The organism is Micromonospora sp. NPDC048905 (assembly GCF_040649655.1).
Classification (GTDB): Bacteria; Actinomycetota; Actinomycetes; order Mycobacteriales; family Micromonosporaceae; genus Micromonospora.
This window is the reverse complement of sequence record NZ_JBEZFV010000006.1, coordinates 433586-457309: the sequence shown is the minus strand read 5'-3', so window position 1 is coordinate 457309 and position 23724 is coordinate 433586. Positions and strand designations below refer to the sequence as shown.

Here is a 23724-nt window from a genome sequence, read left to right as displayed (position 1 = left end):
ACGGTCAGGCCGTGGTCGGGCCGACCGACTGGGGGCGGTTCTCCCATTTCGTGGAGAGCGCGATGGCGGTGCGGGTGGAGGCCACCCCGGGGGTCCGGTTCAACCGCACGATCAACCGCTCCAACTCGGCGATCGTGCCGACCCGCGCCTTCAGCAGGAACGACTCCACCCCGGCCATGAAGTAGCAGGACTCGATCTCGGGCAGCACGCGCAGCGACTCGAGCATGTCGTCGCTGTCCGCGCCGGAGTCTTCGACGATGCCGATCAGCGCGGTGACTCCCAGCCCGATCGCCTCCGGGGCCACGTCCGCGCGGTAGCCGAGGACCACGCCGCTGCTCTCCAGCTTGCCGACCCGCTCGTGCACGGCCGGGGCCGAGAGGCCCACCTGCCGGGCCAACTCGGCGTACGACAGGCGGGCGTTGCCGCGCAGCAGGTCGACGAGGGTCAGGTCGATGGCGTCCACGGAGAGTGACCTTAGCCGGTTACGCGTAACGCGACGCCTTCAGTATCCGTTGGACCAAACAGTGAGTAACTGTTCAAGAACCGACGGTCAAGGCAGGGGTTGCACCAGTACCATTTACTAACTTCCCAGTCAGTGCATTTTTCGCGTTTGGCGGACAGGCCAGGTCCCTGGTGCTGTAATTGCCATACGTCCCTCATGACGGCTCTGGGCTCGCACCAGCCGGGGGCAGTGTGTTCAGCCAGGGGCTTCGTCGACGCGAGGAGGGGGCTGTGGACACTGGAGATCGCCTGCTGACACCGGGTGAGGTCGCCGCGCTGTTTCGGGTGGACCCGAAGACTGTGACGAGATGGGCGGCGGCCGGCCGGATAGGAAGCATCCGGACTCCAGGCGGGCATCGCCGGTTTCGGGAATCCGAGGTGCGAGCCCTGCTTGAGGGGGAGGGCATGCTGGACGAGGTGGACGAGGTCGGAAAGCCCCGCAATGTGGGGCCGGCCGCATCCACGGGGCCGGGTCCGGCCAACGCCGGCATGTACTGAACTGGTGCGGACTACGCCACGCGGACCGGACGTCAGTCCGGTCCGCGTACCGCTTCGGCCGGATCGGGTCGGGCGGCACGACGACACGCGCTGAGCCGACAGCTCAGCTCCGGTCCGCGCCGAGCTGGCCGGACCACCTGCGGAACAGGCTGTGCGGGACGCCGAGCGCGTCCAGCACCTTGCCGGCGACGAAGTCGACCAACTGCTGGGCGCTGGCTGCCGCGCCGGCACCGTAGAAGCCGGGGCTCGCCGGCAGCACCACCGCGCCGGCGTCGTGCAGCGCGATCAGGTGCTCCAGGTGGCTGCGGGTCACCGGTGTCTCCCGGGGGACCACCACCACGGGCCGCCGTTCCTTGAGGTTGACCTCGGCGGCGCGCTGCAACAGGTCCTTGGACAGCCCGATCGCGATGCCCGCGCAGGCCGCCGTGCTGGCCGGGACCACTGCCATGCCGCGTACCCGGTAGGAGCCGCTGCTCGGCCCTGCGGCCAGATCGCCCGCCGGCCAGTACCGCACGTCCGCTCCGGTCAGGTCCCGGTCGAGCCAACCGGCGAGGTCCTCGGCCCAGTGCCCGTCGCGGAACGGTCGGCCGGTCTCGTCGAGCACGGTGAGTCGGGCCGCCCGGGACACGATCAGGTCCACCGCCTCGCCCGCGTCGAGCAGTCCGCCGAGAACGGCCGCCGCGTACGGCGTGCCGGAGGCCCCGGAGACCCCGATCACCCATGGTTCCCGCATGCCCCCAGCCTGCCTGGTCCGGCTGGTCCGCTGGTGCGCACCCCCGGGATCCCGGATCCGACAGGCCAAATGGGTGGGTGGGCGTAACGCCGACCTGACATGCTGCCGCTGGCGATTCGCACCGGACACATCTCGCGCAGGAGGCATCGGGTGACGACCGGCGAGATCCTCTGGGCGCTCCGTGCCGACTGTCCGATCCCACCGCGGCTCTCGCCCCACGCCGACCAGGTGCAGGAGTGGCTGCTCGGTGTGCTGCCCACGCTCGACCTCCCGCTGGACGACACCGCGCTGCACCGGCTGTCCAGGGGAGCTTTCGCCAGGTACGCCGGGCGGCTCTACCCGGCCGCGACCGAAGCCGACCTGCGGGTGCTGACCGCCCTGTTCACCTGGTTCTTCCTCGTCGATGACGCCTGCGACGGGCCGGACCGACTCACCCCGGAGCAGATCCGGGCACTCCGCGACGGCACGCTGGCACTGCTGCACGACGGGCCGCGGGCGCGCCACGCCGGGCTGACCGGCCCGCTACGACAACTGCTGGTGCTGGCGTGGCGGGAGCCGCACCAGCGGATGCCGGCCTGGTGGCGGCTGCGCGTCGCCAACGCGGTGGCCCGGCATCTCGACGGCACCCGGCAGGAGGCGCTCAACAAGGAGACCGGTCACCGACCCGCCGTCCGCGAGTACGTCGAGCTGCGGCGGGCGACGTCGGCGGCCGAGGTGTCGTACCCGCTTGTGGAGTTCGCCGGCGGACGGCCGCTGCCCGACCCGGTCTACCACCACCCGCTGCTGCGCGAGATCGCCCAGGTCGGCAACGACCTGCTCTCCTGGTACAACGACCTGGCCTCCCTGGAGCGGGACCGGGCCACCGCGGGCGGGCACAACCTGGTCCTGGCCCTGGAGGGCGAGCTGGCCGTGTCGTCGGCGGAGGCGGTCGAGCTGGCGGCCGGCCGCTGGCGGGATTCGATGCGGCGCTTCGTCGGGTTGCGGGCCGTGGTGCCGTCGTTCGGCCCGGCGCTGGACGGGGCGGTCAGCGACCATCTCGACGGGATCGCGTACGCCGTCCGGGGCACCATCGACTGGACCGTAGAGAGCGCCCGTTACCCCGCCGCCACCTTCCAACGCGCCTCAGGGGCGTAGGTCGAGCCGGATCACCAGGTCGAGCAGGGCGAAGACGAACAGCGCGATGCCGACGAACCCGTTGGCGGTGAAGAACGCGCGGTTGACCTTGCTGAGATCGGTCGGGGTCACCACCAGATGTTGGTAGCCGAACGCCACGGCGGTCAGTGCGAGCCCGATCCACCAGAGCCAGCCCAGACCGATCAGCCCGCCGAACCAGACGAACAGCGCGAAGGTCACCACGTGCGCGACAGTCGAGGCGTGCAACGCGAAGCGCCGACCGTAGCGTGCGGGCACGCTGTGCACGCCGATCTCCCGGTCGATCTCGGAATCCTGGCAGGCGTAGATCAGGTCGAAGCCGCCGATCCACAGCCCGACCGCCGCGCCGAGCAGCCAGGCCGGCCCGGAGCCGTCCAGGGTGCCGGTGACCGCCAGCCACGCGCCGACCGGGCCGACCGCCTGGGCGATCCCGAGGATGGCGTGCGGCCAGTTGGTGAACCGCTTGGCGTAGGGGTAGACGACCAACGGCACCACGGCGAGCGGCGCGAGCACCAGGCAGAGCGGGTTGAGCAGGGCGGCGGCGGCGAGGAAGACCACCAACGCGACGGCCGCGCCGGTCCAGGCCGTCCGCACGCTCACCGCGCCGGTCACCAGTTCCCGGCCGGCGGTACGCGGGTTCCGCGCGTCGATCCGCCGGTCGAGGATCCGGTTGGCGGCCATCGCGAACGTCCGCGCCCCGACCATCGCCACCGTGATCAGCAGCAGGTCCACCCACCGGACGTGCCCCCCGGAGACCCGCATGGCGGCGAGTGCGGAGAGGAACGCGAACGGCAACGCGAACACCGAGTGCTCGATCGCGACGAGCTTGAGGAAGGACTTGACCCGGCCCGGCTTCTCGGCCGGTGCGTCGAGGACGACCATCAGATCCCGTACTCCTTCCAGCGCTTGTCGACCAGCGCCGTGACCTCGGGGGCCATGCTCATCTCCTCCGGCCAGCCACGGGTGTAACCCTCGGTGGGCAGCTTGCGGGTCGCGTCGACGCCGGCCTTGCCGCCCCAGAACTGCTGGTACGACGAGTGGTCGAGGTGGTCCACCGGCCCCTCGGTGAGCAGCAGGTCGCGGGCGTAGTCGACGTTGCCGAAGGCCCGGAAGGCGACCTCGTTGTAGTCGTGCACGTCGCAGTCCTCGTCGACGATCACGATGAGCTTGGTCAGCGACATGAGGTGCGCGCCCCAGATAGCGTTCATGACCTTCTGCGCGTGCTTCGGGTAGCGCTTGCGGATGGAGACGATCGCGCAGTTGTGGAAGACCCCGGCGGCCGGCAGGTCGTAGTCGACGATGTCCGGGATCATCAGCTTGAGCAGCGGCTGGAAGATCCGCTCGGTGGCCTTGCCGAGGCCGTGGTCCTCCTGCGGCGGCTTCGAGGTGACGATCGAGTGGTAGACCGGCTTGCGCTGCATGGTCATCGCCTCGATGTGCAGCACGGGGAACGGCTCGACCGGGGTGTAGTAGCCGGTGTGGTCGCCGAACGGCCCCTCGGGCAGCCGCTCACCTGGCTCCAGGTAGCCCTCCAGCACGATCTGCGCGTGCGCCGGCACCTGCAACGGCACGGTGAGGCAGTCGACCATCTCCACCCGTTCGCCGCGCAGGAACCCGGCGAACAGGTACTCGTCGATGTCGCCGGGCAGTGGGGCGCTGGCCGCGTACGAGACGACCGGGTCGCAGCCGATCGCGATCGCGACCGGCAGGCGCTGCCCGAGTCGCTCGGCGACCGCGTGGTGGGCGGTCGAGTCCTTGTGGATCTGCCAGTGCATGCCGAGGGTGTTGCGGCCGTGCTGCTGGAGTCGGTACAGGCCGAGGTTGCGCTTGCCGGTCTCCGGGTGCTTGGTGTGGGTCAGCCCGTAGTTGTGGAAGATCCCACCGTCGTCGGGCCAGACCTGCAACCCCGGCAGCCGGTTCAGGTCGACGTCCTCGCCCCGGTAGACGACCTCCTGGCAGGGTGCGGTCTTGACCTTGCGCGGCGGCACCGACTTGAGCTGCATGACCTTGCCGAGGCCCTCCCGGATGCCGGACCAGCCGACCGGCAGCTCCGGCTTGACCAGCGCGCCGATCCGGGCGCCGATCTCGTCGAGCGACTCGACGCCGAGCGCCATCGCCATCCGCTTCTCGGTGCCGAACAGGTTGATCGCCACCGGCATCTCGCCCCGGGTCGGGCGTTCGAAGAGCAGCGCCGGGCCGCCGGCCCGCACCGTGCGGGTGACCACCTCGCTGATCTCCAGTGTCGGGTCGACGGGGACGTCGATCCGGCGCAGCTCCCCCGCGCGCTCCAGCGCCGCGAGGAAGTCCTTGAGATCGGTGTACGGGAAGCCACGAGCCGCCATGTCGCCCAGTCTCCCGCACCGGGTGCCGCACGGCCCAAGCCGGGTGCTGTGACACACGCGATGAACCGGGAAGCAGCACCCGGGCCAGTGGACGCGGGCCGCGCTTCCCGAGCCGTCCGCGCGGTCCCGCCCCCGCAGGCATGGCGGGCGGCACAGCGGGTAGCCGGGCAGCCGGCGGACGGAGGCGGCGATGGGCGCGGAGCGGGTTCCGGCGGGGTTCACCGAGCAGCGGGCGCGGGTCGGCCAGATCGCCATGAACTACGTCCGGGGCGGCAGCGGCCCGCCACTGGTGTTGCTGCACGGGTACCCGCAGTGCTGGTACATGTGGCGGCACCTGCTGCCCGACCTGGGACGCTCCTTCGATGTGGTCGCACCCGACCTGCGCGGCTTCGGGGACAGCGACGCCCCGGCCGGCGGCTACGACAAGAAGACTGTCGCCGCCGACCTGCACGGCCTGCTCGACCAGCTCGGCCTGGTCGGTGACCTCCGGCTGGTCGGGCACGACCTGGGCACGATGGTGGCGTACGCGTACGCGGCCGCCCATCCGCAGCGGGTGAGTCGACTGGTGCTCAGCGAGGCGCCGATCCCCGACGAGAGCATCTACACCTTTCCCGCGCTCACCCAGGCCGGACCCGGGGTGTGGAACTTCGGCTTCTTCTCGCTCGGCAACGGGCTTCCGGAGGACCTGGTCAGCGGGCGGGAGTCGCGGTGGGTGGACCGGTTCACCGACGCGCTGATGGTGCGCAAGGGCAGCATCGCCGCGCCGGACATCGAGGAGTTCGCCGGTCACCTGCGCGACCCGGCGCATCTGCGGGCCAGCTTCGCCTACTTCCGGGCCTTCGAGCAGGACATCGCCGACAACGCGTCGTACCGATCAACGAAGCTGACGATGCCGGTGCTGGCGGTCGGCGCGGCGGCCAGCCTCGGTGGGCAGGTCGCCGAACAGGTTCGCCGGTACGCCGACACCGTCCGCGGCGAGGTGATCGAGGACTGCGGCCACTGGCTGTACGAGGAGCGCCCGGACGAGATGCTCGCCCTGCTGCGCGACTTCCTTCCGGTGACCTGACCGGTCAGGCCGCGGGCGCCCAGGCGTGGGCGGCCAGCGGCGGGTCGAGTGGGGCGCGGGTGAGCCGGTTGGCGAATGTCGACATCGTGTACGCCCCGACGCCGAGCACCACGTCCAGCGCGTGCCGGGGTTGGTAGCCGGCGGCCAGGAAGTCGTCCAGCTCGTCATCCGGCACGGCGCCCCGGTGGTCGAGCACGGCCAGCGTGAAGCGGCGCAGCGCCTCCAGGCGCGGGTCGGGCAGCACCGAGCCGGCACGCAGCGCGGTGATCAGCTCGGGGGTCGCGCCGAGTCGGGTGAGCTTGTCGGTGTGCAGGGCAACGCAGAAATGGCATTCGTGACTGGTGGAGACCGCCAGGATGACCACCTCCCGGTCCAGCGGGGCGAGGTCGGTCTGCTCGAAGCCCGTGCTGGCGGTGAGGAAGCCGGTGAGCAACTGCGGCGAGTCGGCCATCAGCGCCACCGGGGTGGGCAGCCAGCCGAACCGGCCGCGTACTCCCTCGATGGACCGACGGGCGGCGGCGGGTGCGGTCTCAGCGGTGTGGGCGGTGAAGACGGGCATGGGTTACCTGCTTTCCAGAGCCCGGATCGGGGACCCGGTACGATAGTCAACGTGGTTGACGAAATAGTAAACGTGGTTGTCGAACATGGCAACCACTGATCCCGTGCGGCCCGGCTTCGCGCTGCCACTGTTGCTGCTGGCCGGCTTTCGGACGCTCATCGACGACCTGCACGCCGAGCTGGCCCGGGAAGGACATCCGGAGCTGCGACCGCTGCACGGATTCGTGCTCCAGGCCGTCGGCGCGGACGGCACCACCGCCACCGAGTTGGGCCAGCGGCTCGGCATCTCCAAACAGGCCGCCGGCAAGACGGTCGACCGGCTGGTCGCCGTCGGCTACCTGGAACGGGTCGACGACCCCACCGACGCCCGACGCCGGCTGGTCCGGGTGACACCGCGCGGGGCCGACGGGTTACGCCGCTCGGCCGAGATCTTCGATCGGCTGCGCGAGCGGTGGGTCGAGACCCTCGGCCCGGACCGGGTCGACGCCATGGAGGACGACCTGCTCACCGTGGCCTCGGCCAACTGGTTCCGGCTCGACGTGCCCGGCTGGTTCGGCGGCTGAACCGACGGCACGGCGATCCCACCGCGCAGAACGACAAGGCCGGCGCACAACGACCAGGCCGCGCAAAACGACAAGGCCGCGCGCGACGACAAGGCCGCGCGCCACGACAAGATCCACTCGGGTTTCATGAAGTCGGTGCCTCTGGCCCGCTGAACACCGCGACTTCACGGAAACCGAGTGGATCAACGGCCGATCCAGGCGCGCGGCACCGCGACTTCCTCGCAAGGCGAGTGGATCAACGGCCGGCTGGGCGTGCGGCACCGCGACACTGCCGACCGGGGCCGGGTCAAGCCCGGCGGACACATGTCACCGATCCTGGTGGATCGATGCGACGCCGGGGCAGGGTGGGCACATGTCGGACGCCTTCGTCTTCGGCGACCCGGACGGGTTGTCTCCCCTGCTGGTCGCGATTCGCGACGCCATCGCCCGGGAGCTGCACGCCCAACTGGCGCTGCGCGGCGAACGGATCGAGCTGGCCGACCTGCCGGAGGTGTCCTACCAGGTCACTCTGCGCGTGGACGAGACCCTGCACCGCACCCGAAATCCTCCCCAGCGATTCCGACGCTCTCAGTCGCCCGAATAGAGCCGCAAGGGATCAACGAGGACGACATCGGGACGCTGACTGGCCGCGTACCGCAGTTCGTCGGTGAACCCCGCGGCGCTCGCGAGCAGCAACCGGGTATCCCGCACGTCCAGGCTGGGACGCGCGGCGAGCAGATCACGTGCGCGGCCCAACCGTTCCAACTCGGGCCGCCCCAGCGTGCGACCCCACTTGACCTCTCCGATGGCGAGCAGCGGCCGAGCGCCGTCGCCGAATGGCGGCTCGCCGAACGCCACCAGGTCGAGTTCCTGGCTGGTACGGGTGGCGGGGTCGGTGAGGACGGCCGCGCTGGCGTCCGCAACGACACCACCGAAAGTGTCCGGCGTGGCGAAGCGCAGAGCCCACTGCCGGACGATGTCCTCGAACGCTGGCCCCAGCACCGCGCTCGAGTACCGGCGGTTGGAACGCCTCCAGACGTCCGAACCACGCCGTTGCTCCAAGGCCGTCCAGGAGGGCCGCATGACAGCCTGGTAGAAGGTGATCAGGGGTTCGGTGATGCGGTAACGGCTGCGCCCACTGCGGAGCGGATCGGGCTCGCGAAGGAGGAGACCGGCATCCTCGAGGACGGTGAGCGGATGCTGGAGGTCGGTGGCCTTCCGTCCGATGTACCCGGCGATCCCGCCTCGGGTGCCGTTGCCTTCGGCGACCGCGGACAGCACGGAATGGTAGAGAGCGGTGTCCCGCAGGTCGGGATCCTCGGCAAGCAGGTAGCGAGCCTCGCGGAACAACGGGCGGGCCGGATTCAGCACGGCGCGCACGACCCAGTCGTCGAAATCGTCTGGCCCGTCGGGCACGTCGTCCTGGACGTACTCCCGCCGGTAGGCCGGGGTTCCCCCGACGATGGCGAACACGCGGACAGCGAGTGAAGGATCATCGATCCCCCAGAACGTCGCAGCGGCCCGATAGTCCAGCGGCGGGACGGGCAAAGCTTCACTGCCGCATCCCCGCAAAATATAGAACTACGCTTCCAAGAAGTGTAGTTCTATATTTTGCCGACTGGGGTCAGTCCAGCCCGCCGTACGAGTGCAGGCCGGTGAAGAAGATGTTCACGCCGAACAGGTTCATCAGCATGGTGAGGAAGCCGAGCACCGCCAGCCAGGTGGCCACGTTGCGCTTGACGCTGGGCGTGGCACGGGCGTGCAGGTAACCGGCGTACACGACCCAGGAGATGAAAGCCCAGGTCTCCTTCGGGTCCCAGCCCCACGGCCGACCCCACGCCGCCTCGGCCCAGATGGCGCCGGCGATCACCGCGAAGGTGAAGATCGGAAAAGCGAAGGCGTGCAGCGCGAAGGTCAGCCGCTCCAGGCCCACCGCGCCGGGCAGGCGCTTGGCCAGGGTGTACGGGAAGCTCCGCTTGCCCCGCTCGTACCCGTTGCGCATCAGGTAGCCGACCGCCGGCACCACACCGAGCAGGAAGATGCCGGACGCGAAGACGATTGTCGAGACGTGGATGACGAACCAGTACGAGTTCAGCGCCGGCACCAGCGGCACGATCGGCACGTACAGCACCAGCTCGGCGGTGGCGACCAGCAGCACCATCACCAGGGTCAGGAACAGCCCGAGTTTGCGCAGCGACGGCCGCTTCCAGAGCACCACCAGCCAGGCGGCGACACCGATGAACGTCACCGTGAGCACGAACTCGTACATGTTGCCCCACGGCATCCGGTCCGCGGCGAGGCCGCGCGTGACCAGCGCCGCCAGGTGCAGCACAGCGGCTACCGCGGTGGCGCCCACCGCGACCAGGCCGGCAATTCGTGCCCGACGCGCCGAAGCGTCGGCCGACGACGGGACCGGCGCGGGCGACTTCGGGTTGACGGAGACGCCGCCACCGCCGCCACCGACTCCCGCACCCACCAGCTCACGGACCGGAGCCGCCGCGGCGATTCGGGTACGCGCGTTGCCCAGCGCGTACTCGACGGCGTGCCCGATCATCGCGACCAGGTACGCGAGGATCGCGAAGGTCACCAGATTGTCGGAGAGTGCGGACATCACTCGGCTCCTTCTCGCACGCCGGCCCGGTCAGTGGAGTCAGCGTCAGCACCAGCCCGTTCGGCACCGCTGACGGCGGCGACGAGCTGGGTGAACTCGTCGGCGAACCCTGGGTAGTCGGTACGCGGCAACCCACCGACCTCCATCAAGCTACTACCGCTCGTCGGAGATCCTTCCGCGGGGTCGGCCGGTACCACCCGGAAGAACACGCGGCGACGTCGCCCGAACAGCGAGCCCATCAACCCGACAAGCAGAGCACCGCAGCTGAACAGCAGCGGAGTCGCGCCGGGATCGTGCCGGACGGAGAGGGTGACGTACCGCTTGGTGTCCAGGAACTCGACGGTGGAGCCGTCGTCCAACGTCCAGGTCTCGCCCTTGTGCAGCAGTTTGGTGCCGACCTCCTTGACCTTGCCGGACCGCACCTGCCGCTGGTCGAGTTGGTAGATCGAGCCGGGGATGCCGGCGTCCCGGCCGAGGTTGCCCCGGTAGGCGACCAGGTTCAGCACCGGGTTGCGCTCGTCCGGATACTGCGAGCGCACGAACGGCCCCTGCTCGGGTGCGGTGGGCAGGTAGATGCCGGTGAACGCCATCTGCTGATCCGGTGCGCGCTGCCCGGTGGCCGGGTCGACGTTCGCGTCCGGGAAGGCGGCCAGCCCCTCGCTGGTCAGACCCATGTCACCGGTGGTGAGGAACGGGTCGTCGCTGAGCTGGCTGTTGCCGAACCGGTCGGTGTAGCGGATCACCGGGGCGTACCCGTGGCCGAGCAGGTAGACGCTCGCGTCCTTCAACCGCAGCGGCGCGTTCACCGAGAAGTCCGCGCGGCGGGTCGGCTCGTCCGGGCCGTCGACGGTGACCGTGGCGTTGAAGAACTGCGGCTGGCCGGACGGCAGGAACCGGGCCTGGAAGTCGTCCAGCCGCAGGCAGAAGCGGGGCAGGTCCGCGCTGTCCACCCGAGGGCCGAGCTTGGCCTCGGCGAACTGCTGGCGGGTGTTGCAGAACGTGTTGTCCGCGCCGGCCACCAGCAGCCGGTTGCCGCTCCAGCCGTACCAGGAGCCGAGCGCGACGCCGATCAACACCGCGATCAGCGACAGGTGGAACAGCAGGTTGCCGGTCTCCTTGAGGTAGCCCTTCTCGGCGGAGACCTCGTCGCCGCGCACCTGCACCCGCCAGCGGCGCTTGCGCAGCACCTCGGCGATCGCCGTGGCGCCACCGGCCGGTGCGGGCAGCACGGTGTGCTGCGGCAGCCGCGCCATCCGCTTCGGCGCGGCCGGCGGCCGGGCCCGCAACGCCCGGACATGGTCGCGCAACCGGGGCGTGATGCACCCGATCAGGGAGGTGAACAGCAGCAGGTAGATCGCGGAGAACCAGATCGAGCCGAAGACCTCGAACGCGCCGATCCGGTCCAGTCGAGGGGCCCAGTCCGGGTGGTCGACGAAGTACTGGTTGACCTTCTCCGGGCTGATCCCGCGCTGCGGCAGCACCGAGCCGGGAATCGCGGCGACGGCGAGCAGGAAGAGCAGGATCAGCGCCGTACGCATGCTGGTGAGCTGCCGCCACGAGTTGCGCAGCAGGGCCAGCAGCCGGTTGGGCCGACGCCGTGGCGCCGGGGCCACGGTCTCCGGTCGGTCGTCGACGACAGTCATCAGATGCTCACCTCGCCCACCCCGACGGTGGTCTGCAACCAGATCACGAAGCTCTGCCATCCGCCGGTGACGAGCGCCAGGCCGATCAGGATGAGCAGGGCGCCGCCGACCCGGGTGACCCAACGGCTGTTGCGCCGGATGGCGCGGAAGACCCCGAGCAGGCGTTCGAAGCCCAGCCCGAAGACGACGAACGGTATCCCCAACCCGAGGCAGTACGCCACGGCGAGCACCACCGCGCGGTCGCTCTGGCCGCTGGCGGTGGCCATGCCCATCACCGCGCCGAGCGTCGGGCCGGTGCAGGGCACCCAACTGAGCGCGAAGACCGCCCCGAAGACCGGTGCGCCGAGCAGCCCGGCCGACGGCAGCCGGGAGATCCGGAACTCCCGTTGCAGGGCCGGGATCATCCCGAGGTAGCTCAACCCCGCCACGATGACCAGCACGCCCACGCCGATCTGCAACTCGCGCTTGTAGTCGAAGAACACCCGGCCGATGCTGGCGAAGAGGATCGCGGTGGCCACGAAGACGACTGTGAAGCCGCCGATGAAGAGGAGTGTGCCCGCGAGTACCCGGCCCTTGACCGCGCCGACTCGCGCGACCCGCTCCTTGACCGCGACACCCCCGGTGGCCGGCGCGGGATCGGCCGCCGGCCGGCGGCCCTCCAGGTCGGCGCCGGCCAGACCGGTGACGTACGACAGGTAGCCGGGGACGAGCGGGAGCACACATGGGGACAGGAAGCTGACCAGGCCGGCGAGCGCCGCCGCGCCGATGGCGAGCAGCAGCGGACCGCTGAGGGCCAACTCCCTGAAGGTCTCGCCCATCAGCCCGACGCCGGCTTCTCGGCCGCGATCCGCTCGACGATCGGTTGCAGGCCCTCCTGCTTGACGGCGGCCCGGATCACCACGGCGATCCGACCCTCCCGGTCCAGCACCACTGTCGCCGGAACGGTGTTCGGCGGGATGTCCAGGTTGAGCGCCAGCTTGCTGCTCGGGTCGAAGAGGCTCGTAAAGGTGACCCGACCCTCCTCGAACGCCTTGGCCTTGTCCCGCTCGTCCTGCACGTTGATGCCGAGGAAGCTCACCCCGGAGCCCTTGGTGGCCTGGTAGGTCGCTTCCAGGTCGTCGGCCTCGGCTCGACACGGCGCGCACCAGGAACCCCAGAAGTTGAGCACCACCACCTGGCCGCGGGCCTGGCTGACGTCGTAACTGCCGCCGTCCAGCAGCTCACCCGCGAGCTTCGGGGGTGCCGAGCGCTGGTCCGGTGCGCACTCGAAGATCCCGTCGGTGGTGGTCGTGCAGGTCTTCTCCTGCCCCTTCGACGACGTGCAGCCGACCAGCGCCACCGCGGCGACGGCGGCGAGCAGACCGGCGGTCCACCTCCGGGCGTTCATCAGGCCCCCTTGGCCGTCCTGGCTGTCGCGGAGAGAGCGATCAGGTGCGCGGCCGGCTCGCTGTAGCCGATGCCCTCCACCTTCGCGCCGTCGAAGTGGAACGAGGTGAGGCTCGCCAGTCCGCACTGCCGCTTGCGCGGGTCGTGCCAGAGCCGCTTGCGCTCGACGTGGCGGCGCAGCGTCCAGATCGGGAGCTGGTGCGACACCAGCACCGCCTCACGCCCCTCGGCGGCGACCCGGGCGGCGTGCACGGCCGCGAACATCCGCTCGGCGATCACCCGGTACGCCTCACCCCAGGACGGGGTCACCGGGTCGCGCAGCACCCACCAGTTGCGCGGGTCGCGGAACGACCCGTCACCCGGGGACACCTTCTTGCCCTCGAACCAGTTGGCGCTCTCGATCAGCCGCTCGTCCACGCCGACGGGCAGCCCGAACTGGGCGGCGATCGGCTCGGCGGTCTGCTGGGCGCGCTCCAGCGGGCTGGCCACCACGTGCACGATCTCCCGCTCGGCCAGGCCCTGCGCGGCGGCCTTGGCCATCTGCACACCCAGCTCGGAGAGGCGGAAACCGGGCAGCCGGCCGTAGAGGATCTGGTCGGGGTTGTGCACCTCGCCGTGCCGGAGCACGTGGACCACCGTCTTGCTCAAGGTTTTTTACCCCCCGTGACCAGCCGCTGCCGCCGCGTTCGCCGCCGTGGGCAGCGCTGCGGCGATGTGCTCCAGAGCGGCGTCGTCGATCGCCGCCGACACGAACCACGACTCGAACGCGCTCGGCGGCAGGTAGACGCCGGCGGCGAGCATCGCGTGGAAGAACGCCTTGAACGCCGGCACCTGCTGGGTGCGGGCGCTGTCGTAGTCGACCACGTCGGCGTCGGTGAAGAAGATCGAGAACATGCTGCCCGCGTACGAGAGTCGGTGCGGGACCCCGGCGGTGGCCAGCGCGTCGGACGCCAGCTTGCCCACGACGGCGGCCGTGTCGTCGAGGCGGCGGTAGAGCGCGTCGTCGGCGAGTCGCAGCGTGGCCAGGCCGGCGGCGCAGGCCAGCGGGTTACCGGAGAGGGTGCCGGCCTGGTAGACCGGGCCGGCCGGCGCGAGCCGCGCCATGATGTCCGCCCGCCCGCCGAACGCCGCGGCGGGCAGGCCACCACCCATGACCTTGCCGTACGTCCACAGGTCGGCATCGGAGGCGTCGAGGCCGTGCCACCCGGCGCGGGAGACCCGGAACCCGGTCATCACCTCGTCGACCACCAGCAGGGCGCCGTGCGCGTGCGCGATCCGGGCGAGCTGCTGGTTGAAGCCGTCGCGGGGGGCGACCACGCCCATGTTGCCGGCGGCGGCCTCGGTGATCACCGCGGCGATGTGCGGACCCTCGGCGGCGAAGGCCTCCTCGACGGCCCGGATGTCGTTGTACGGCAGGACGATCGTCTCGCTGGCCGCCGCGCCGGTCACGCCGGGCGAGTCGGGCAGGCCCAGGGTGGCCACGCCGGAACCGGCGGCGGCAAGCAGCGCGTCCACGTGTCCGTGGTAGCAGCCCGCGAACTTGATGATCTTGGAGCGGCCGGTGAAGCCGCGGGCCAGCCGGATCGCCGACATGGTCGCCTCGGTGCCGGAGTTGACCAGGCGGACCTGCTCCATCGGGGTCCGGTCGACCAACTCGGTGGCCAACTCCACCTCACCCGGGGTGGGGGTGCCGAAGCTGGTGCCCCGGGCGGCGGCGGCCTGCACGGCGTCCACCACCTCGGGGTGGGCGTGCCCGAGGATCAGTGGACCCCACGAGCAGACCAGGTCGACGTAGCGGCGGCCGTCGGCGTCGTACAGCCACGGACCCTCGCCACGGACCATGAAACGCGGGGTGCCGCCGACCGCCTGGAAGGCGCGCACAGGGGAGTTCACCCCGCCCGGCACGATGGCGCGGGCGCGGTCGAACAGGGCCTCGGAGGCCGGCGCATCGGCTGGGTAGCGGCCGGATCCGGCGGAAAAGATGTCGGTCACGATGCGGCCATTGTGTCAGCGCCACACCGTCAACCAGCAGCCACCCCGCGCTGGGGTTACCGGGCTCACCCTGGCCGGCGGTGGGCAGCGGCGGCAACGCGAGGTCGAGGCGACGGCTCGTGACCTCGGTGGGCGACGGCTCGCGGCCTCAACAGGCCGGGCCGGGCAGATCGCGCTAGGCTGACCGGGTGGATCGTGCCGAACTGTCCATCACGCTACACCGGACGGGCGACGAAGCAGTGCTGCGCCTGGCCGGTGAGATCGACATGCTCACGGCCGCCCAGCTCTCCACGGTGGTCAACGAGGTGCTGGCGGACCCACCCCCGCGGATCGTGCTCGATCTGGGCGGTGTCACCTTCTGCGACTCGCAGGGCCTGGGCACCCTGGTCGTGCTCAGCCGCAAGGCCAGCCACGCGCAGAGCCTGCTGATGCTGACCCACGTGGGCGATTTCCTGATCCGCGTCCTGGACATCACCGGCCTCCGCAGCGCCCTGATGATCCGCAACGACCAACCCACCGGCTAACCCCGGTCCCCGGTCCCGGCCTCCCATCCGCCCCCCCCCCCCCCGTTGATCATGGGGTTATAGCGCCGACACGCCGGGAGGCGGATGGCAATAACCTCGTGATCGACGAGGTCAAGGGAGGTCAGGGGGTGGGGATGTCTCTTCTGCGGAAGGTCAGCAGGGCTGCCGTCAGCAGGGCCGCCGTTACCGCCGTCAGGACGACCAGCGGGGTTGCCGGCCAGTCCTCGCCGAGGACCTGGGGGGTGTGGGTGAACGGGGAGATGTCCAGCGCCCACTGGTCCAGCCCCACCACCGCACCGAGCTGACCGAGCAGCAGACAGCCGGCGAGCACCGCCCAGGCACCCGCGGACAGGCGGGGCAGCCAACCGACCAGCAGCGCCGCCAGCCCGGACAGCACCCAGGCCGCGGGCACCTGGGCCAGCCCGGCACCGAGCAACCGCGGCAGCTCGCCGCCGACGTCGGAGGTGCTGAGCCCGTAGGCCAGCCCGGTGGCGAGCCCGGCGACGCCCAGCACCACCGCAGGGCCGAGCAGCGCGAAGACCAGGTGCGCCGCCAGCCAGCGGGTCCGGCTCACCGGCGTCGCGAGCAGCGGTTCGGCCCGTCCGGCGGTCTCCTCCGCCCGGACCCGCAGCGCGGCCTGGATGCCGTACCCGGCGGCGGCCAGCGCGGTCAGGCTCAACGTCCCACCGAGGTACGCCTCGGCGAGCGCCGACGTGCCACCCAGCCGGGACAGGATCTCGGCCACCTGCTGGTTGCCCCGCACCGCCTCCCCGGCGGCATCCGCCGCCCCGCCGAGCACCAGGCCGAGCAGCCCGAAGCCGACGGTCCAGCCGAACAGCTGGGTCCGGTGCAGCCGCCAGGCCAACCCGAGCGGGCCAGCCAGGCCGGCACCGGCGGTGGCGGGACCGAGCCGGGAGGGAAACACTCCCGCACCGAGATCACGGCGGACCGAGACGGGGTACGCGACGAGCGCGACCACCACGCTGAACAGCACCGGTAGCAGCAGCACCCACCATCGCTCGTCGGCGTAGGCGCGGCTGCGTGCCGACCAGCCCAGCGGCGAGAGCCAGCTCAGCCACTCGGTGTCCCCACCGGCGCCGCCGGACCCCCCGGCGTCGCCAGCCAGCCGCAGCACGAAGGCCAACCCGAGCGCACCCAGGCCGAGCCCACGCGCCCCACCCGCGCCCTCGGTGAGCTGCGCGGCCAACCCGCCGACCGTCGCGAAGGCCACTCCGGTGAGCGCCACGCCAGCGCCGAAGAGCACCGAACCCGCGCCGGGCAGGCCGGCCGCGACCAGGCCGCCGGCGGCGAGCAGGCCGAGCAGCACATTCGCGGCGTACGTCACCAGCAGCGCGGCGGTCAGCCCGGCGTACCGACCCAGCACTGTCGCACCGAGCAGCTCCCGCCGACCGGCCTCCTCCTCGGTCCGGGTGTGCCGGACCACGGTGAGCACGCTGATCAGCCCGGCGATCAACGCCAGCAGGCCGGCGCGCTGGACGGTGAGCGCGCCGATGCTGTCGCCGTACACCGGGCCGAGCAGCGCGACGATCGAGGGGTTGCTCGCCGTTCCGGCGAGGTACGCGGCCCGCTCGGCGGCGGTTGGGTACAGCTCGGCGTACGCGCTGGCGTAGCTGGCCGGGAGCAGCGCCAACGGCAGGATCCAGACCGGCAGCAACACTCGGTCCCGGCGCAGGATGAGGCGCACGAGATGCCGGGTCCCGGTGAGGGCCGTCATGACCGCACCTGCTCGGCCTGGTAGTGGCGCAGGAACAGCTCCTCGAGTGTCGGCGGCTGGCTGACCAGACTCCGTACGCCGATCTCGGTGAGCCGGCGCAGCGCGGTGTCCAGTGCGGCGTTCTCCACGTCGAAGCGCACCCGGTGCCCGTCCACCCGCAGGTCGTGGACGCCGTCGAGTTGACCCAGCGCGTCCGCCGGGCCGGTCAGCTCGGCGTCGATCGAGGTTCGGCGCAGGTGGCGCAGCTCGGTCAGGGTGCCGGTCTCCACGTCCCGGCCGTTGCGGATGATCGTCACCCGGTCGCAGAGCGCCTCCACCTCGGCCAGGATGTGGCTGGAGAGCAGCACGGTGCGACCGTCCGCCTTGGCCCGGCGGACCCAGTGTTGGAACACCTCCTCCATCAGTGGGTCCAGCCCGGAGGTCGGCTCGTCCAGGATGAGCAGTTCGGCGTCCGAGGCGAGGGCTGCCACCAGGCCGACCTTCTGCCGGTTGCCCTTGGAGTAGGCCCGTCCCTTCTTGCGTGGGTCCAGCTCGAAGGAGTCCAGCAGTTCGGCCCGGCGGGCCGGGTCCAGCCCTCCACGCATCCGGCCCAGCAGGTCGATGACCTCGCCGCCGGAGAGGTTGGGCCAGAGCGTCACGTCGCCCGGCACGTACGCCAGCCGGCGGTGCAGGGCCACCGCGTCGCGCCACGGGTCACCGCCGAGCAGGCGGACAGCCCCCGCGTCCGTCCGCAGCAGGCCGAGCAGTGCCCGGATGGTTGTCGACTTGCCCGCGCCGTTCGGGCCAAGGAAGCCGTGCACCTCGCCGGAGCGGACGGTCAGGTCCAGACCGTCGAGTGCCCGGGTCCGGCCGAAGGTCTTGACCAAGCCGGACACCGCAATGGGAGTTTCCATGTATCGGAAGCTACACTCGTTTCACAAAGTTGTGAAGACTGTGAGATCTGGGCAGCATCGACTGTCACATCGGCAATGCGGGAGGGGACCACCATGGCAACCGGCGACGGCCACGACCCGGTCCACCTCTTCGTCGAGCGGATGGCCCTGACCTTCGCCGAGGTCGGTTTCCCGCGAATGGCAGCCCGGGTGCTGTTCACCGTGATGAGCGCGGACGACCCCCTCACCGCCGCCGAGATCGGCGAGCGGCTCGGGGTCAGCGCGGCGGCGGTCAGCGGCGCGGTCCGCTACCTCACCCAGTTCGGCATGCTGATCCGCGAGCCGGTCCCCCGGTCCCGCCGGGACCGCTACCGAATGCCAGACGACCCCTGGTACGAGGCGACCATCACCAAGACCGCGATCTACAAGACGTTCATCGACGCGGCCGCGGGCGGTGTCGTCGCCCTCGGCGGCCCGGAGACGCCGGCCGGCGAGCGCGTGGCCGAGATGCGCGACTTCTTCATCTTCGTTCAGGAGGAAATCGACTCACTGGGCGAGCGGTGGCGAATCCGGCGGGCCGCCACCGGCCACACCCGCCCCGGCGAGGTCTGAACCTCAGGCGGTGTTGCCCCAGCGGGCCTGCTCAAGCATGCGTACCGCCCGGTCGCGGGCCTCCCCGTCGTCGGAGCGGAGCAGCGTGGTCGCCTCGTCGACCGCGTCGGTGAGCCGCCGCCACTGCGTGTCGCGCTCCCGGACCAGGTCCGACTGGGTGGCCAACTGCCGGGTCTTCACCCACAGCTCGACGAAGACCGACACCTTGGCCCGCAGCACCCACGGGTCGAACGGCTTGGTCAGGTAGTCCACCGCACCCACCTGGTAGCCCCGGAGAGCGAGCTGGGCGTCCCGGTCCGCGGCGGTCAGGAAGATGATCGGCACGTGCCGGGTCCGCTCCCGGCGCTTGATGTGGCTCGCCGTCTCGAACCCGTCCATGTCCGGCATCTGCGCGTCCAGCAGGATCACCGCGAAGTCGTCCACCAGGAGCTGCTTGAGCGCCGCCTCGCCGCTCTCCACCGCCACGGACTGGACCGGCAGCCCCTGGAGGATCGCCTCCAGGGCCGTCAGATTCTGCCGCCGGTCGTCCACGAGCAGCGCCTTGGCGATCTGGGTCACGAAGTCTCCTCGGTCCGACTGCCGTTGATCCACGACGACATCAACTCGATCAGGTCATCCAGGTCGACCGGCTTGGTGATGTAGTCGCTGCCGCCGGCCGCGAGCGCCGACTCCCGGTCACCCGGCATGGCCTTCGCGGTCAGGAACACCACCGGCAGATCAGCGAACCGATGGTTGCGGCGAATCTGGCGGGTGGTCTCGTAGCCGTCCTGGTCCGGCATCATGGCGTCCATCAGCACGATGTCCACCTCCGGATGCTCGGCCAACAGGCGGACACCGTCCGCCCCGTTGTCCGAGTACAGCACGGTCATCCCGTGCAGCTCCAATGCGCTGGTCAAGGCGAAGACGTTGCGGACGTCGTCGTCCACGATCAGCACCGTGGCACCGTCCAGCTGACGGGTGACCGGCGCCTCCGGCCGCTCCGGCAGCAACTCCAGCGGCGGCATCAGCAGCGACGACGGCAGGCCGGCGCGCTGCGGAGACGGAAGCTGGGGCGCGACCACGGCATCCGGGGCCAACACCTGCGGTACGAACAGGGTGAAGGTCGAGCCCTGACCGGGAGCGGACGACACGGTGATCGTGCCGCCGATCAACCGAGCCAGGTCGCGGCTGATCGACAGGCCCAGGCCGGTGCCGCCGTAGCGGCGACTGGTCGTGCCGTCGGCCTGCTGGAACGCCTCGAAGATGATCGACAACTTGTCGTCGGAGATGCCGATCCCGGTGTCGATCACGGTGAACGCGATCACCTGCTGAGCGTTTGTCAACGCCGGTACGTCGAAGACCGCGTTCTCCGCCGCCGGGGCGATCCGCAACGTCACCGCGCCGTTGTCGGTGAACTTCACCGCGTTGGAGAGCAGGTTGCGCAGGATCTGCTGCAACCGCTGCGCATCGGTCACCAGCGCTGGCGGCAGATCCTTGCTCACCCGTACCTGGAAGTCCAGGTTCTTCTCCTCGGCCTGCGGCGCGAACGCCTGCTCGACGTAACCGCGCAGCTCGGCGAAGCGGATCTCGGTCGGCTCGACGTCCATCCGGCCCGCCTCGATCTTGGACAGGTCGAGGATGTCGTCGATCAGGCGCAGCAGGTCCGAGCCGGAGCCGTGGATGGTCCGGGCGAACTCGATCTGCTTCGGACTGAGGTTCTGCTCCGAGTTCTCCGCCAGCAGGCGAGCCAGCAGCAGCAGCGAGTTCAGCGGCGTACGCAGCTCGTGGCTCATGTTGGCCAGGAACTCGGACTTGTAGGCCGAGGCCCGAGTCAACTGCTGCGCCTTCTCCTCCAGGCCCAGCCGCGCCAGCTCGATCTCCCGGTTCTTCGTCTCGATGTTGCCCTTCTGCTCGGAGAGCAGAGTCGCCTTCTCCTCCAACTCGGCGTTGGTGCGCTGCAACTCCGCCGACTGCTCCTGCATCTCGTGCGCCAGCCGCTGCGACTGGGCCAGCAGCTCCTCCGTACGACGGTTGGCCTGGATGGTGTTGACCGCGATGCCGATGGTCAGCACCAGCCGCTCCAGGAACGCGAGGTGCAGACCGGAGAAGGCCGACACGCTCGCGAACTCGATCACGCCGAGCAGCTCACCCTCGAACAGCACGGGGAGCACCACCAGGTCGGACGGAGGTGTCTCGGCCAGCCCGGACCGCAGGGTGAGCCGGCTGTTCGGAGAGGCGCTGACCCGGATCGTGCGGCGGGACAGCGCGGTCTGCCCGACCAGCCCCTCGCCCGGCCCGAAGGTGACGTCGTTGCCCCGTGCCACGTACCCGTACGACGAGGTCAGCCGCAGCCGCATGCTGCCGTCGGTGTCGTCGGCCAGGAAGAAGGCACCGAGCTGGGCGTCGACGAGCGGGGTCACCTCCATCATGATCATGCGGCAGACCTCGCCGAGATCGCGCTGGCCCTGCAACAGGCCGCCGATCCGCGCCAGGTTGGAGTCCAACCAGCCCTGCTCGGCGTTCTTCTTGGTCGTCTCCCGGAGGGTGACGATCATCTGGTTGATGTTGTCCTTCAGCTCGGCGACCTCGCCCTGCGCCTTGACGGCGATCCGCTGGGTCAGGTCACCCCGGGTCACCGAGGTGGACACCTGGGCGATGGCCCGCAGCTGCGTGGTCAGCGTCGAGGCGAGCTGGTTGACGTTCTCGGTCAGGTCGCGCCAGGTGCCGGACACGCCCTTCACCTGCGCCTGGCCGCCGAGCTTGCCCTCGATGCCGACCTCGCGGGCCACCCGGGTCACCTCGTCGGCGAACGACGAGAGCTGGTCCACCATCGTGTTGACAGTCGACTTCAGCTCCAGGATCTCGCCCTGGGCGTCCACCGTGATCTTCTGGCTCAGGTCACCCTTCGCCACCGCCGTGGTCACCGAGGCGATGTTGCGGACCTGGCTGGTCAGGTTCGACGCCATCGAGTTGACGTTGTCGGTCAGGTCGCGCCACGTACCGCTGACGCCCTTGACCTGGGCCTGGCCGCCCAGCTTGCCTTCCGTGCCCACCTCGCGGGCCACCCGCGTCACCTCGTCGGCGAACGACGAGAGCTGATCCACCATCGTGTTGACAGTCGACTTCAGCTCCAGGATCTCGCCCCGGGCGTCCACCGTGATCTTCTGCGACAGGTCGCCCTTCGCCACCGCCGTGGAGACCTGGGCGATGTTGCGGACCTGGGCGGTCAGGTTCGACGCCATCGAGTTCACGTTGTCGGTCAGGTCCCGCCAGGTGCCGGCGACCCCGCGCACCTGGGCCTGGCCGCCGAGCTTGCCCTCGGTGCCCACCTCGCGGGCCACCCGCGTCACCTCGTCGGCGAACGACGACAGCTGATCCACCATCGTGTTGACAGTCGACTTCAGCTCCAAGATCTCGCCCCGGGCGTCCACCGTGATCTTCTGCGACAGGTCGCCCTTCGCCACCGCCGTCGTCACCGAGGCGATGTTGCGGACCTGGCTGGTCAGGTTCGACGCCATCGAGTTCACGTTGTCGGTCAGGTCGCGCCACGTACCGCTGACGCCCTTGACCTGGGCCTGACCACCCAGGTTGCCCTCGGTGCCCACCTCGCGGGCCACCCGGGTCACCTCGTCGGCGAACGACGACAACTGGTCCACCATCGTGTTGACGGTGTTCTTCAGCTCCAGGATCTCGCCCTGGGCATCGACGGTGATCTTCTGCGACAGGTCGCCCTTCGCCACGGCGGTGGAGACCTGGGAGATGTTCCGGACCTGGCTGGTCAGGTTGCCGGCCAACTGGTTGACGTTCTCGGTGAGGTCGCGCCAGGTGCCGGAGACCCCGCGCACCTGCGCCTGGCCGCCCAGCTTGCCCTCGATGCCCACCTCACGGGCCACCCGCGTCACCTCGTCGGCGAACGACGACAACTGGTCCACCATCGTGTTGACGGTGTCCTTCAGCTCCAGGATCTCGCCCTGCGCCGCGACCGTGATCTTCTGCGACAGGTCACCGCGCGCCACCGCCGTGGAGACCTGGGCGATGTTGCGGACCTGGGCGGTCAGGTTCGACGCCATCGAGTTGACGCTGTCGGTCAGGTCCTTCCAGGTGCCGGCCACGTTCGGCACCTCGGCCTGGCCGCCCAACTTGCCCTCGGTGCCCACCTCGCGGGCCACCCGGGTCACCTGCTCGGCGAAGAGCCGCAGCGTGTCGGTGAGGTAGTTCATCGTGGCGGCCAACTCGGCGACCTCACCGCGCGCGCCCACCGTGATCTTCTGCGACAGGTCGCCCTTGGCCACCGCCGTCGCCACCTGCGAGATCGACCGCACCTGGCCGGTGAGGTTCGACGCCATGGTGTTCACCGAGTCGGTGAGGTCCTTCCAGGTGCCGGCGACGCCCCGAACGTCGGCCTGACCACCCAGCTTGCCCTCGGTGCCCACCTCACGGGCCACCCGGGTCACCTCGTTCGAGAACGAGGACAACTGGTCGACCATCGTGTTCACGGTGCGCCCGATGCGCAGGTACTCACCGCGCAACGGCCGGCCGTCGATCTCCAACGCCATGTGCTGGGACAGGTCGCCGTCCGCGACCGCCACGATGACCCGGGCGATCTCGGTGGTCGGTCGGCCCAGGTCGTCGATCAGCGAGTTGATCGCCCGCTGCCCCTCCGCCCAGGAGCCGTCCAGCCCCTCGTCGTCGAGCCGCTCGGTGAGCCGGCCGTCGCGACCGACGATCCGGCTGATCCGCCGCAGGTCCAGGTACTGCCGCTCCTGGAGCGAGACCACCTCGTTGAAGGCGTCCGCCACCTCACCGGCCGCGCCGGCGCGGCGGGGAAGCCGCACCTTCAGGTCGCCCCGACCGATCCGTCGCAGTGCCTCGGTCAACTCACCGAGGAGCGCCTCGTGGTCGGGCGCGGACGGATCCGCCACCGACTGCTTCGCCGTGGTCATCATTCCTCGCTCCACTCGGGGGCTGCCGGTCCGTA

23 protein-coding genes are annotated in these 23724 nt (G+C 70.4%); 7 read left to right on the top strand and 16 right to left on the bottom strand.

The genetic code is table 11. From position 1 onward, the window contains the following. Nucleotides 1-4: 4 nt before the first annotated feature. Nucleotides 5-463, bottom strand: a complete 459-nt coding sequence (locus AB0C01_RS19120; RefSeq protein WP_357243983.1) for an Lrp/AsnC family transcriptional regulator — start codon at nucleotides 461-463, stop codon at nucleotides 5-7. Between the two features lie 269 nt (nucleotides 464-732). Here AB0C01_RS19120 and AB0C01_RS19115 point away from each other — a divergent pair, with 269 nt between their 5' ends. Next, on the top strand, nucleotides 733-999 hold the full coding sequence (locus AB0C01_RS19115; RefSeq protein ID WP_007454516.1) for a BldC family transcriptional regulator: 267 nt from the start codon (nucleotides 733-735) through the stop codon (nucleotides 997-999). Between the two features lie 103 nt (nucleotides 1000-1102). On the opposite strand, the gene AB0C01_RS19110 is transcribed toward AB0C01_RS19115, so the two are convergent. Next, on the bottom strand, nucleotides 1103-1732 hold the full coding sequence (locus AB0C01_RS19110; RefSeq protein WP_357243980.1) for a UbiX family flavin prenyltransferase: 630 nt from the start codon (nucleotides 1730-1732) through the stop codon (nucleotides 1103-1105). A 150-nt stretch (nucleotides 1733-1882) separates the two neighbouring features. Between AB0C01_RS19110 and AB0C01_RS19105 the strand changes: the two genes are divergently transcribed. Then, entirely contained in the window at nucleotides 1883-2866 is a 984-nt protein-coding gene (locus AB0C01_RS19105) for a terpene synthase (RefSeq protein WP_357571730.1), read from the top strand. Here AB0C01_RS19105 and mqnP read toward each other — a convergent pair. Next, on the bottom strand, nucleotides 2855-3766 hold the full coding sequence (mqnP, locus tag AB0C01_RS19100; RefSeq protein WP_357571729.1) for a menaquinone biosynthesis prenyltransferase MqnP: 912 nt from the start codon (nucleotides 3764-3766) through the stop codon (nucleotides 2855-2857). The two genes, AB0C01_RS19105 and mqnP, sit on opposite strands and share 12 nt — an antisense overlap. Continuing rightward, a complete protein-coding gene (locus AB0C01_RS19095; protein WP_357372979.1) occupies nucleotides 3766-5226 on the bottom strand; it encodes a menaquinone biosynthesis decarboxylase in 1461 nt (486 codons plus the stop codon). Before AB0C01_RS19095 ends, mqnP begins: the two co-directional genes overlap by 1 nt. Before the next feature lie 190 nt (nucleotides 5227-5416). Here AB0C01_RS19095 and AB0C01_RS19090 point away from each other — a divergent pair, with 190 nt between their 5' ends. Then, complete coding sequence (locus AB0C01_RS19090; protein ID WP_357571728.1) at nucleotides 5417-6292, top strand: alpha/beta hydrolase; 876 nt, start codon at nucleotides 5417-5419, stop codon at nucleotides 6290-6292. 4 nt (nucleotides 6293-6296) lie between these two features. Here AB0C01_RS19090 and AB0C01_RS19085 read toward each other — a convergent pair whose 3' ends face one another. Continuing rightward, a complete protein-coding gene (locus tag AB0C01_RS19085) occupies nucleotides 6297-6851 on the bottom strand; it encodes a carboxymuconolactone decarboxylase family protein (RefSeq protein WP_357571727.1) in 555 nt (184 codons plus the stop codon). A gap of 85 nt (nucleotides 6852-6936) precedes the next feature. Between AB0C01_RS19085 and AB0C01_RS19080 the strand changes: the two genes are divergently transcribed. Together AB0C01_RS19080 and AB0C01_RS19075 are read left to right on the top strand one after the other, a co-directional pair. Next, nucleotides 6937-7413 carry a MarR family winged helix-turn-helix transcriptional regulator gene (locus tag AB0C01_RS19080; RefSeq protein ID WP_357571726.1) on the top strand — a complete coding sequence of 159 codons (477 nt, stop codon included), beginning with the start codon at nucleotides 6937-6939 and terminating at the stop codon, nucleotides 7411-7413. Between the two features lie 352 nt (nucleotides 7414-7765). Further along, complete coding sequence (locus AB0C01_RS19075) at nucleotides 7766-7996, top strand: hypothetical protein (protein WP_357571725.1); 231 nt, start codon at nucleotides 7766-7768, stop codon at nucleotides 7994-7996. On the opposite strand, the gene AB0C01_RS19070 is transcribed toward AB0C01_RS19075, so the two are convergent. The 7 genes from AB0C01_RS19070 to hemL form a co-directional block, all read right to left on the bottom strand. Further along, complete coding sequence (locus AB0C01_RS19070) at nucleotides 7981-8865, bottom strand: hypothetical protein (protein ID WP_357571724.1); 885 nt, start codon at nucleotides 8863-8865, stop codon at nucleotides 7981-7983. The genes AB0C01_RS19075 and AB0C01_RS19070 overlap by 16 nt on opposite strands. Before the next feature lie 151 nt (nucleotides 8866-9016). Beyond that, entirely contained in the window at nucleotides 9017-10003 is a 987-nt protein-coding gene (gene ccsB, locus AB0C01_RS19065; RefSeq protein ID WP_357571723.1) for a c-type cytochrome biogenesis protein CcsB, read from the bottom strand. After that, nucleotides 10003-11646 (bottom strand): cytochrome c biogenesis protein ResB, encoded by a 1644-nt coding sequence (locus AB0C01_RS19060; protein ID WP_357571722.1) that lies wholly within the window; start codon nucleotides 11644-11646, stop codon nucleotides 10003-10005. Before AB0C01_RS19060 ends, ccsB begins: the two co-directional genes overlap by 1 nt. Then, nucleotides 11646-12464 (bottom strand): cytochrome c biogenesis protein CcdA, encoded by an 819-nt coding sequence (locus tag AB0C01_RS19055; RefSeq protein WP_357571721.1) that lies wholly within the window; start codon nucleotides 12462-12464, stop codon nucleotides 11646-11648. Before AB0C01_RS19055 ends, AB0C01_RS19060 begins: the two co-directional genes overlap by 1 nt. Then, the gene (locus tag AB0C01_RS19050) at nucleotides 12464-13033 is read right to left on the bottom strand and encodes a TlpA disulfide reductase family protein (RefSeq protein WP_357243947.1); all 570 of its coding nucleotides are present in this window, start codon (nucleotides 13031-13033) and stop codon (nucleotides 12464-12466) included. Before AB0C01_RS19050 ends, AB0C01_RS19055 begins: the two co-directional genes overlap by 1 nt. Continuing rightward, nucleotides 13033-13680 carry a histidine phosphatase family protein gene (locus AB0C01_RS19045; RefSeq protein WP_357243943.1) on the bottom strand — a complete coding sequence of 216 codons (648 nt, stop codon included), beginning with the start codon at nucleotides 13678-13680 and terminating at the stop codon, nucleotides 13033-13035. The genes AB0C01_RS19050 and AB0C01_RS19045 overlap by 1 nt, the downstream gene beginning before the upstream one ends. 6 nt (nucleotides 13681-13686) lie before the next feature. Continuing rightward, nucleotides 13687-15024: a glutamate-1-semialdehyde 2,1-aminomutase gene (hemL, locus tag AB0C01_RS19040; protein ID WP_357243940.1), complete on the bottom strand. Its 1338-nt coding sequence runs from the start codon at nucleotides 15022-15024 to the stop codon at nucleotides 13687-13689. Nucleotides 15025-15212: 188 nt separating this feature from the next. Between hemL and AB0C01_RS19035 the strand changes: the two genes are divergently transcribed. Then, the gene (locus AB0C01_RS19035) at nucleotides 15213-15548 is read left to right on the top strand and encodes an STAS domain-containing protein (RefSeq protein ID WP_007454492.1); all 336 of its coding nucleotides are present in this window, start codon (nucleotides 15213-15215) and stop codon (nucleotides 15546-15548) included. Nucleotides 15549-15669: 121 nt separating this feature from the next. Here AB0C01_RS19035 and AB0C01_RS19030 read toward each other — a convergent pair whose 3' ends face one another. Then, the gene (locus AB0C01_RS19030) at nucleotides 15670-17283 is read right to left on the bottom strand and encodes an ABC transporter permease (RefSeq protein WP_357571720.1); all 1614 of its coding nucleotides are present in this window, start codon (nucleotides 17281-17283) and stop codon (nucleotides 15670-15672) included. After that, a complete protein-coding gene (locus tag AB0C01_RS19025; RefSeq protein ID WP_357571719.1) occupies nucleotides 17280-18176 on the bottom strand; it encodes an ABC transporter ATP-binding protein in 897 nt (298 codons plus the stop codon). The genes AB0C01_RS19030 and AB0C01_RS19025 overlap by 4 nt, the downstream gene beginning before the upstream one ends. Nucleotides 18177-18269: 93 nt before the next feature. Between AB0C01_RS19025 and AB0C01_RS19020 the strand changes: the two genes are divergently transcribed. After that, a complete protein-coding gene (locus AB0C01_RS19020) occupies nucleotides 18270-18767 on the top strand; it encodes a MarR family transcriptional regulator (RefSeq protein WP_357243931.1) in 498 nt (165 codons plus the stop codon). 3 nt (nucleotides 18768-18770) lie between these two features. Here AB0C01_RS19020 and AB0C01_RS19015 read toward each other — a convergent pair whose 3' ends face one another. Continuing rightward, nucleotides 18771-19325 carry a response regulator gene (locus tag AB0C01_RS19015; RefSeq protein WP_357243928.1) on the bottom strand — a complete coding sequence of 185 codons (555 nt, stop codon included), beginning with the start codon at nucleotides 19323-19325 and terminating at the stop codon, nucleotides 18771-18773. After that, nucleotides 19322-23689 (bottom strand): HAMP domain-containing protein, encoded by a 4368-nt coding sequence (locus AB0C01_RS19010; RefSeq protein ID WP_357244114.1) that lies wholly within the window; start codon nucleotides 23687-23689, stop codon nucleotides 19322-19324. Before AB0C01_RS19010 ends, AB0C01_RS19015 begins: the two co-directional genes overlap by 4 nt. Between the last annotated feature and the right edge of the window lie 35 nt (nucleotides 23690-23724).